This window comes from Roseateles sp. GW823-FHT07B05 (assembly GCF_058794515.1).
Window position 1 is genome coordinate 71,277 of record NZ_JBXAGX010000017.1, and the last position, 7,086, is coordinate 78,362.

At 67.5% G+C, this 7,086-nt stretch carries 4 protein-coding genes; 3 read left to right on the top strand and 1 reads right to left on the bottom strand.

What is annotated here, in order from left to right:
- Positions 1-146: 146 nt before the first annotated feature.
- Positions 147-1,112, bottom strand: coding sequence for an SOS response-associated peptidase family protein (locus AC1Q7O_RS24655; protein ID WP_492662005.1), 966 nt, complete (start codon positions 1,110-1,112; stop codon positions 147-149).
- A gap of 193 nt (positions 1,113-1,305) precedes the next feature.
- On the opposite strand from AC1Q7O_RS24655, the gene imuA reads away from it, so the two are divergent.
- Genes imuA through AC1Q7O_RS24670 form a run of 3 tightly spaced genes read left to right on the top strand, consistent with a single transcriptional unit; the run spans position 1,306 to position 6,557 of the window.
- Positions 1,306-2,199, top strand: a complete 894-nt coding sequence (gene imuA, locus AC1Q7O_RS24660) for a translesion DNA synthesis-associated protein ImuA (protein ID WP_492662006.1) — start codon at positions 1,306-1,308, stop codon at positions 2,197-2,199.
- The gene (locus AC1Q7O_RS24665; RefSeq protein WP_492662007.1) at positions 2,123-3,451 is read left to right on the top strand and encodes a Y-family DNA polymerase; all 1,329 of its coding nucleotides are present in this window, start codon (positions 2,123-2,125) and stop codon (positions 3,449-3,451) included. Before imuA ends, AC1Q7O_RS24665 begins: the two co-directional genes overlap by 77 nt.
- Positions 3,435-6,557, top strand: coding sequence for an error-prone DNA polymerase (locus AC1Q7O_RS24670; RefSeq protein ID WP_492662008.1), 3,123 nt, complete (start codon positions 3,435-3,437; stop codon positions 6,555-6,557). The genes AC1Q7O_RS24665 and AC1Q7O_RS24670 overlap by 17 nt, the downstream gene beginning before the upstream one ends.
- Positions 6,558-7,086: the final 529 nt, after the last annotated feature.

Genomic DNA, 7,086 nt, shown 5'->3' on the forward strand with positions numbered 1-7,086 from the left:
CGGCGCCAAGCGGCTGACCAACGCGGCCGCCATCAAGCCGGCATGGACCCGCCGCCTCAAGTAGGCGCCAGCGACATCTGTCGTTTCCTTGCGCGGAATGCGGCGCCAAAAGGGACGATGCGATGAGTTGATGCCCCTTCGCTGCGCTACGCAGCGAGACGATGCTCGTAGTAGGCCGGCGCCCGGTCATCGAAGATCTCGTATAGCGCCTTGAGGTTCTTCGGATCGGGGTTCAGCCAGGCGTCCACGTGCTCAGGCTTGATGCGGATGATCATGCGATCGTGGCCGGCATCACGCACCTCGGGCGGCGGTTCATCGGTGATGGCCGCAAACGACAGCAGGTCCGGCTCGCCGTCCTTGGTCCAGTGCGACCACAGGCAAGCGATGTACATGAGCTCCGGCGGATTGGGCCGGAACTGAAGGATCACGTTCTCCGGCTTCTCACCCGGCGCCAGCTGACGATGCTCCATGTCGTGGCGTTTGACGTTCTCGTAGAACGTGTCCACCAGCAGGATGCCGTGCGTGTAGCCAAACTGCCCCTTCCAGAACCGCTCCAGATTGTCGCGACGCGCGTTGTAGGTACCGGGGTACTCCATGTCGTACGACGCCGGCCGGCCGGCGGGCCGGCACTGGTAGCGCATCGGCAGCACCACGCGCTGGCCGTCACGGACAACCATCACCGGCGCATACACGCCGGGGAAGATGCGCGAGTCCCGGTCGAGCAGATCCGTTCGGCGCAGGTCCTCCAGATCAAGCCGCGCCTTCGAGATCTTCGAGGGCGCGATACGAAGGCTGTCCAGCACGGTCTTGGCCGGCGTGGGATTGGTCTGAGCGATGCGCTCGGCATCGGCCAGGCGTTTGCGCTGCGTGAACAGTTCCTTCTCCAGCGTCATGGCCCGCTCCGCCTTGAAGGCCTCGACGAGACGTTTGATCTCCTGCTCCTCGGGCGTGCTCGCCTCCCCCTCGAACGCCGCCTCGAGCGCCTTCGGGATCTTCAGCTTGGCCTCCTGCCGATTGAAGAAGAGCCGCACGAACTCCTTCATGCTGAGGTGCGCACCGAACATCCGGACGTAGTCACGGTAGTTGGCTCGAATCTGGGCTGAGTAGCACATGGGTGACCTGTCCCTGCTCGTGGGATGCCGCCGTTATCGCACATCGATGCATGCGGGTGTGCGTGACGGATGACAGCCCTCCCCTCGATCGACGGACCGCCTGCTGGACTCGCATCGTCGCGTGGTGTACTGTATAAATAAACAGTGTCTTCAACAAACCTGACCGCGCTGACGCCCCTGACGCTCCAACCCCATGTCTGCCCACCCCGTGCAGCGGGACTTGCTGTCCCCGCTGCAGAGCCCTTCTGTTGCCTGTGAAACGCGCGATGCGGCCGCCGAGCCCGTCGTGCTGGCGTCGCCTGCACAGAACGTCGCCGGGGCGGCCTGCGGGCTGCCCGGCGACTTGATGGACGCCGTCTGGCGCGCGGATCAACTGGGCAATGCCCGGACATCGGCCGTCAGTACCGGCTTCTCCGCCCTGGATGCGCAGATCCCTGAGGGCGGCTGGCCCTGTGGGTGCCTGATCGAGATCCTGCAGCCGCAGCCTTCGGTGCTGGAGTGGCGTCTCATCGGCCCGTCGCTTCGCCCGCTGCTCAAGGGGGGCCGCGCCGTCGTCGTCGTCGGCCCGCCCAAGCCGCTTCACCTGCCAGGTCTGCGGCACCTCGGCGTCGAGGAGCAGCAGCTGAGCTGGGTGGTGGCCAACACGCCCTCGCAGAGGCTGTGGGCAACGGAACAGCTGCTGCGGGCCAATGCCGCGGCCGCTGTCGTGACCTGGATGCCTCAGGCCCGGCCGGAGCAGCTCAGACGCCTGCAGGTGCTGGCGCAGGCCTGCGAAGGGCTCGTCTTCATCTGCCGGCCATTGGTCGCACGCCATGACCCGTCGCCCGCGCCGCTTCGCATGGTGGCCCGACCGCTGACGGACTGGCAGATCGAGGTGCAAGTCATCAAGCGCAAGGGACCGGCCCAGGAGGTGCCGCTGCAGCTGAGTTCCGTGCCGGGCGGCATCGAGCACGTCCTGACCCCCCGCACGCGCCTGCCCAGCGCGCTCAGGCCCACCAAGGAGAACCACGTTGTTGTGGGTCGTTCTGCTCACCTCGATCCCGGCCATCTCGCCCGACAAGTCCTCGACCGCGTCGCCAGCCTCTGACGACCTGCGCGGCCTGGTGCTGTGGTCCCTGCAGTTCACGCCCCGCGTGGCCGTGATGGAGGGCTGCGCGGTGGCGATGGAAGTGGAGTCCAGCCTTCGGCTGTTCAAGGGGCTGGACGCTCTGAAGCAGCGGGTCAGTGCCGAGGCGCCCGATCTGGGCGTCGTGGGCATCGGATGGGCGCCCACGGCGATGGCCGCGCTGGTGATGGCGCGGTGCGGCGTGCTCGACCTCGGGCGCCGGCTGCTGCAACCGGTCCTGGACGAGTTGCCGCTGGCCGCCCTGACCGCCGCGGTTATCCATGCGCAGCCGCTGTCCTGCGCCGGCATCACCCTGCTCGGTGAACTGCGCCGCCTGCCGCGCGCCCAGGTCAGCCGCCGCTTCGGCGCCGCTCTGCTCGCCGCGATGGACCAGGTGTACGGGCAGCGAGCCGAGGTATTCAGGTACGAGGACATCCCCGAGGACTTCTCGGCTCGCATCGAGCTGCCTGCGCGCGAGGACCATGCGCCTGCGTTGCTGATGTACGCCCGGCCCTTGCTCATGCAGATGTGCGGCTGGCTGGCCGCTCGACATGCAGGTGCGCTCGGGTTTCGACTGCGCTGGATCCACGACTCCTTGCGCGCGAAGGACGCCGGCGACGGCGGCGAGGTAAGCATCCGCTCCGCCGAGGCGCTGCGGGACCTGGAGCACTTCGTGAGGCTGCTGGCCGAGCACCTGGCGAAGCTGGAACTGCTCGCCCCGGTCGGGGAACTGCAGATCGACGCCATCGGCGTCCAGGCCCTCAGCGAGCGGAGTGCATCGCTGCTGCCGGAGAGCCTGGGCGCGGGCGAATCGCTGTATCTCGTGCTCGAACGCATCGCCGCCCGCCTGGGTCCACAAAGCGTGCTGCAACCGGTGCTCATCGACGACCACCGCATGGAGTGGATGACCCACTGGACCCCGCTGGCCAAGCAGAGGCGGAGCACACCGGCGCCTGTCCCGGAGCAGCCGGAGCCGACCTACGTGCTGGAAAAGCCCCTGGAGCTGGCCGTCATCCACGACCGTCCGTACTACGAGGGCCCGTTGACGCTGCTGGTCGGCCCGGACCGCGTGGAAGGCGGCTGGTGGGACCGGCTGCCCGGTACGTCAGCGACGCGCAATGTGGTGCGGGACTACTGGATTGCCCAGTCCGACACCGCGGGCGTGCTGTCCATCTTCAACACGCAGGATGCCAACGGCCGCATCGCGTGGTACCTCCATGGCCACTTCGCCTGATCGGCCCGCGGCGGCGCTGCCGGACTACGCGGAGCTGCGGGTTCTCAGCAACTTCTCCTTCCTCAAGGGTGCCAGCTGGCCGGAGGAGTTGGTACAGCGCGCCAAGACCCTGGGCTACGCGGCCATCGCCATCACCGACGAGTGCTCGATGGCAGGCATCGTGCGCGCGCATGTCGCGGCGAAGGAGCAGGACATCCAGCTGCTGGTCGGCAGCCAGTTCCAGGTGGCCGGCGAGTTCCCGCACACGCTCGTCGTCTACGCCTGCAACCTCAACGGCTACGGCAACCTGTGCCAGCTGATCTCCAAGCTGCGGCGCAGCGCGGAGAAGGGCACCTACGCGGTGACGCCCGAAGACTTCGGCCCGGGCGACCTCGACGATTGCGTCGTGGTGGCCTGTCCGGAGCGGCATGCCAAGCCGCAGGCGCTGATGGCACTCGCCCGCTGGCTGCTGACCCGCTTCATGGGACGTGTCTGGCTGGGGCTGGACCTGCTCAAGCTCAGCGACGACGAGGTGCGGCTGGCTCGCCTGCGCGAGGTCAGCGCAGCGACGGAGATCCCGCTGGTGGCCATCGGTGACGTGACGATGCATGTGCGCAGCCGCAAGCCGCTGATGGATGTCATGACCGCGACCCGGCTGGGCAAGCCCCTGACCGAATGCGGCCGGGCGCTGGATCGCAATGCTGAGCGCCACCTGCGCACGCGCGGTCGGCTCGCACGGACCTTCCCCGCGGACCTGATGGCGCAGACGCTGCAGGTGGCCGCACGCTGCGATTTCTCCCTGGACGAGATCCGCTTCCATTACCCGTCGGAAGTGGTGCCGGACGGCGAAACACCGGGCGGCTACCTGCGGCGCATCACCTACGAAGGGGCGGGACTGCGCTGGCCCGACGGCATCCCGGCATCGGTCACCGAGCAGATCGAGCGCGAGCTCTCGCTGATCGCCGAGATGCACTACGAGCACTACTTCCTGACGGTGGCCGACATCGTGCAGTTCGCGCGCAGCCAGCACATCCTCTGCCAGGGACGAGGCTCGGCCGCCAACTCGGTGGTCTGCTACTGCACCGGCGTGACCGAGGTCGACCCGGCGCGCATGAGCGTGCTGTTCGAGCGCTTCATGTCCAAGGAGCGCAACGAGCCGCCTGACATCGACATCGACTTCGAGCACGAGCGGCGTGAAGAAGTCATCCAGTACCTGTACGGCAAGTACACGCGGGAGCGCGCGGCGCTCGCCGCGGTCGTCATCTCCTACCGGGTCAAGAGTGCCATCAAGGATGTAGGCAAGGCCCTCGGTTTCGAGCTGGAGGAACTGGAGCGCCTGGCCGCCTCCCACCAGTGGTGGGACGGGAATGTCATCGACGCCGAGCGGCTGCGCGAGGCGGGCCTCGACATCGAGGACTTGGCAGTGCGCCAGCTCCTCGACCTCACGCGGGACCTCATCGGCATGCCGCGGCACCTGTCGCAGCATCCGGGCGGCTTCGTGTTGACGCATGGCCCGCTGACGCGGCTCGTGCCCATCGAGAACGCCAGCATGCCCGATCGCACCGTCATCCAGTGGGACAAGGATGACCTGGACGCAGCCGGCCTGCTCAAGGTCGACGTGCTGGGCCTGGGCATGCTGACGGCGATTCGCAAGGCACTCGACTTCGTGAGCCAGACTCGCGGCTTCGACTTCCAGATGCAGGACATCCCCGCCGAGGACCCCGACACCTACGACATGATCTGCCGGGCCGACACCATCGGCGTGTTCCAGATCGAGTCGCGCGCCCAGCGGTCCATGCTGCCGCGCCTGCAGCCCCGCTGCTTCTACGACCTGGTCGTCGAGGTCGCCATCGTCAGGCCCGGCCCCATCCAGGGCCAGATGGTGCATCCCTATCTGCGGCGCCGGCAGGGGCAGGAACCGGTGACCTACCCGAGCAAGGATCTGGAGGCCGTCCTCGGCCGCACGCTGGGCGTGCCGCTGTTCCAGGAGCAGGTCATGCAGGTGGCCATGGTGGCGGCCGGGTATTCCGGTGGAGAGGCCGATCGTCTGCGACGCGACATGGCGGCCTGGAAACGCAAAGGCGGCCTGCAGCAGCACTACGACAAGATCGTCGACGGCATGACGGCGCGCGGCTACCGGCGCGAGTTCGCCGAGGCCATCTTCAACCAGATCAAGGGCTTCAGCGAATATGGCTTTCCGGAAAGCCATGCGGCCAGCTTTGCGTTGCTTGTCTACGCGTCCTGCTGGCTGAAGTGCCACCATCCGATGGAGTTCCTGGCCGCGATGGTGAACGCCCAGCCGCTGGGCTTCTACTCACCGAGCCAGCTGGTGCAGGACGCCAAGCGCCATGGCGTCACGGTGCTGGCGCCGGACGTGATGCACAGCAACTGGGATTGCGCGCTCGAGCAGACCGGAACCGGGATGGCCGTGCGGCTGGGCCTGCGGCTTGTGACGAGGCTGCAAAAAGCCTCGGCTCAAGCAATCTCGAAGACGCGGGAAGAAGCGCCGTTCGAGAGCGCCGAGGACCTCGCACTGCGCGCCGGTCTCAATCAACAGCAGATGACGGCGCTGGCGGCGGGTGACGCACTGGTGGGCCTGAGCGGGCACCGGCGGCAGCAGGCCTGGGATGCGGTGGCGCTGCGCGCCGCCCCCCCCTTGCTGCAAGGCGCTCCGGTCAATGAAGACTATCTGGAGCTGCCCGAGGCGCCCGAGGGCGAGGCCGTCGTCAAGGACTACGAATCGCTGGGCCTGACGCTCAGAAGCCATCCGCTGGCGCTGCTGCGCCCGCAGCTGCAGGAGCAGCAGCTGATGACCGCGGCGGATCTGGAGACCGCGCCTGACCGGCGGACCGTGAAGGCATGCGGCATCGTGACGACGCGCCAGCAGCCCGAGACCGCGAAGGGAACGATCTTCATTTCGCTGGAGGACGAGACCGGAGAGGTGCAGGTCATCGTGCACAAGGCCATCTGGGAGCGACAGCGCCAGGAGACGCTGAACTCACGGCTGCTGGCGGTGAAGGGCACCTGGCAAAAGGCGGACGGCGTGTGCAATCTCATCGCGGGCCATCTGGAGGACCTGACGCCGCTGCTCGGAGGCCTGAGGACCCGGCGCAGAGAGTTCCGCTAGCTTCGACCCTCGGTGCGACCCAGTGAGCGCGTCCCCATCGCTGCGGCCCGGCGTCCGCGCCCAGCCGAGCTCGAGCGCCGGATTGCAGCGCGATGCAGCGTCATGCGCCGCGCAGCGAAGGCGACTGCCAGGCGTTCGACTGGATGCGATCCGGTCGGCAGGACTGGGTCCCGATCAGGGATGCCGCAGAGCCGCCTCTCGCCGCGGGTAAGTTGGGTGGAGCTGTAGACCGTGGCCGCCGATAAGATCAACGGCGAGGCGTCGCTTCCCTGCTTTACCTCCCTAGGCAGGTCCGTCGCGATGACAGCGTCGGATTCAAGCCCCCGGCCACTGTCGGGGGCTCTTCTTTTTTCGGGGCGCGGGGATGGAACAGCCAGGCGTCCAACGAGCCCAACACGCTGCAGCCCGAAGTTCCGCAGTAAGCGGCTGCCGAACACACCTTGACGCCTGCATGTTGACGCTCGCGACCGACTGACCCAGGGTGCTCGTCCAATACTGACCCACTCCTGAAGGCTACCCGAGGGAGCCT

Coding starts and splice junctions, on each gene's coding strand:
- AC1Q7O_RS24655 (WP_492662005.1), bottom strand. CDS start 1,112: ATGTGCTACTCAGCCCAGATTCGAGCCAACTACCGTGACTACGTCCGG.
- AC1Q7O_RS24670 (WP_492662008.1), top strand. CDS start 3,435: ATGGCCACTTCGCCTGATCGGCCCGCGGCGGCGCTGCCGGACTACGCG.
- imuA (WP_492662006.1), top strand. CDS start 1,306: ATGTCTGCCCACCCCGTGCAGCGGGACTTGCTGTCCCCGCTGCAGAGC.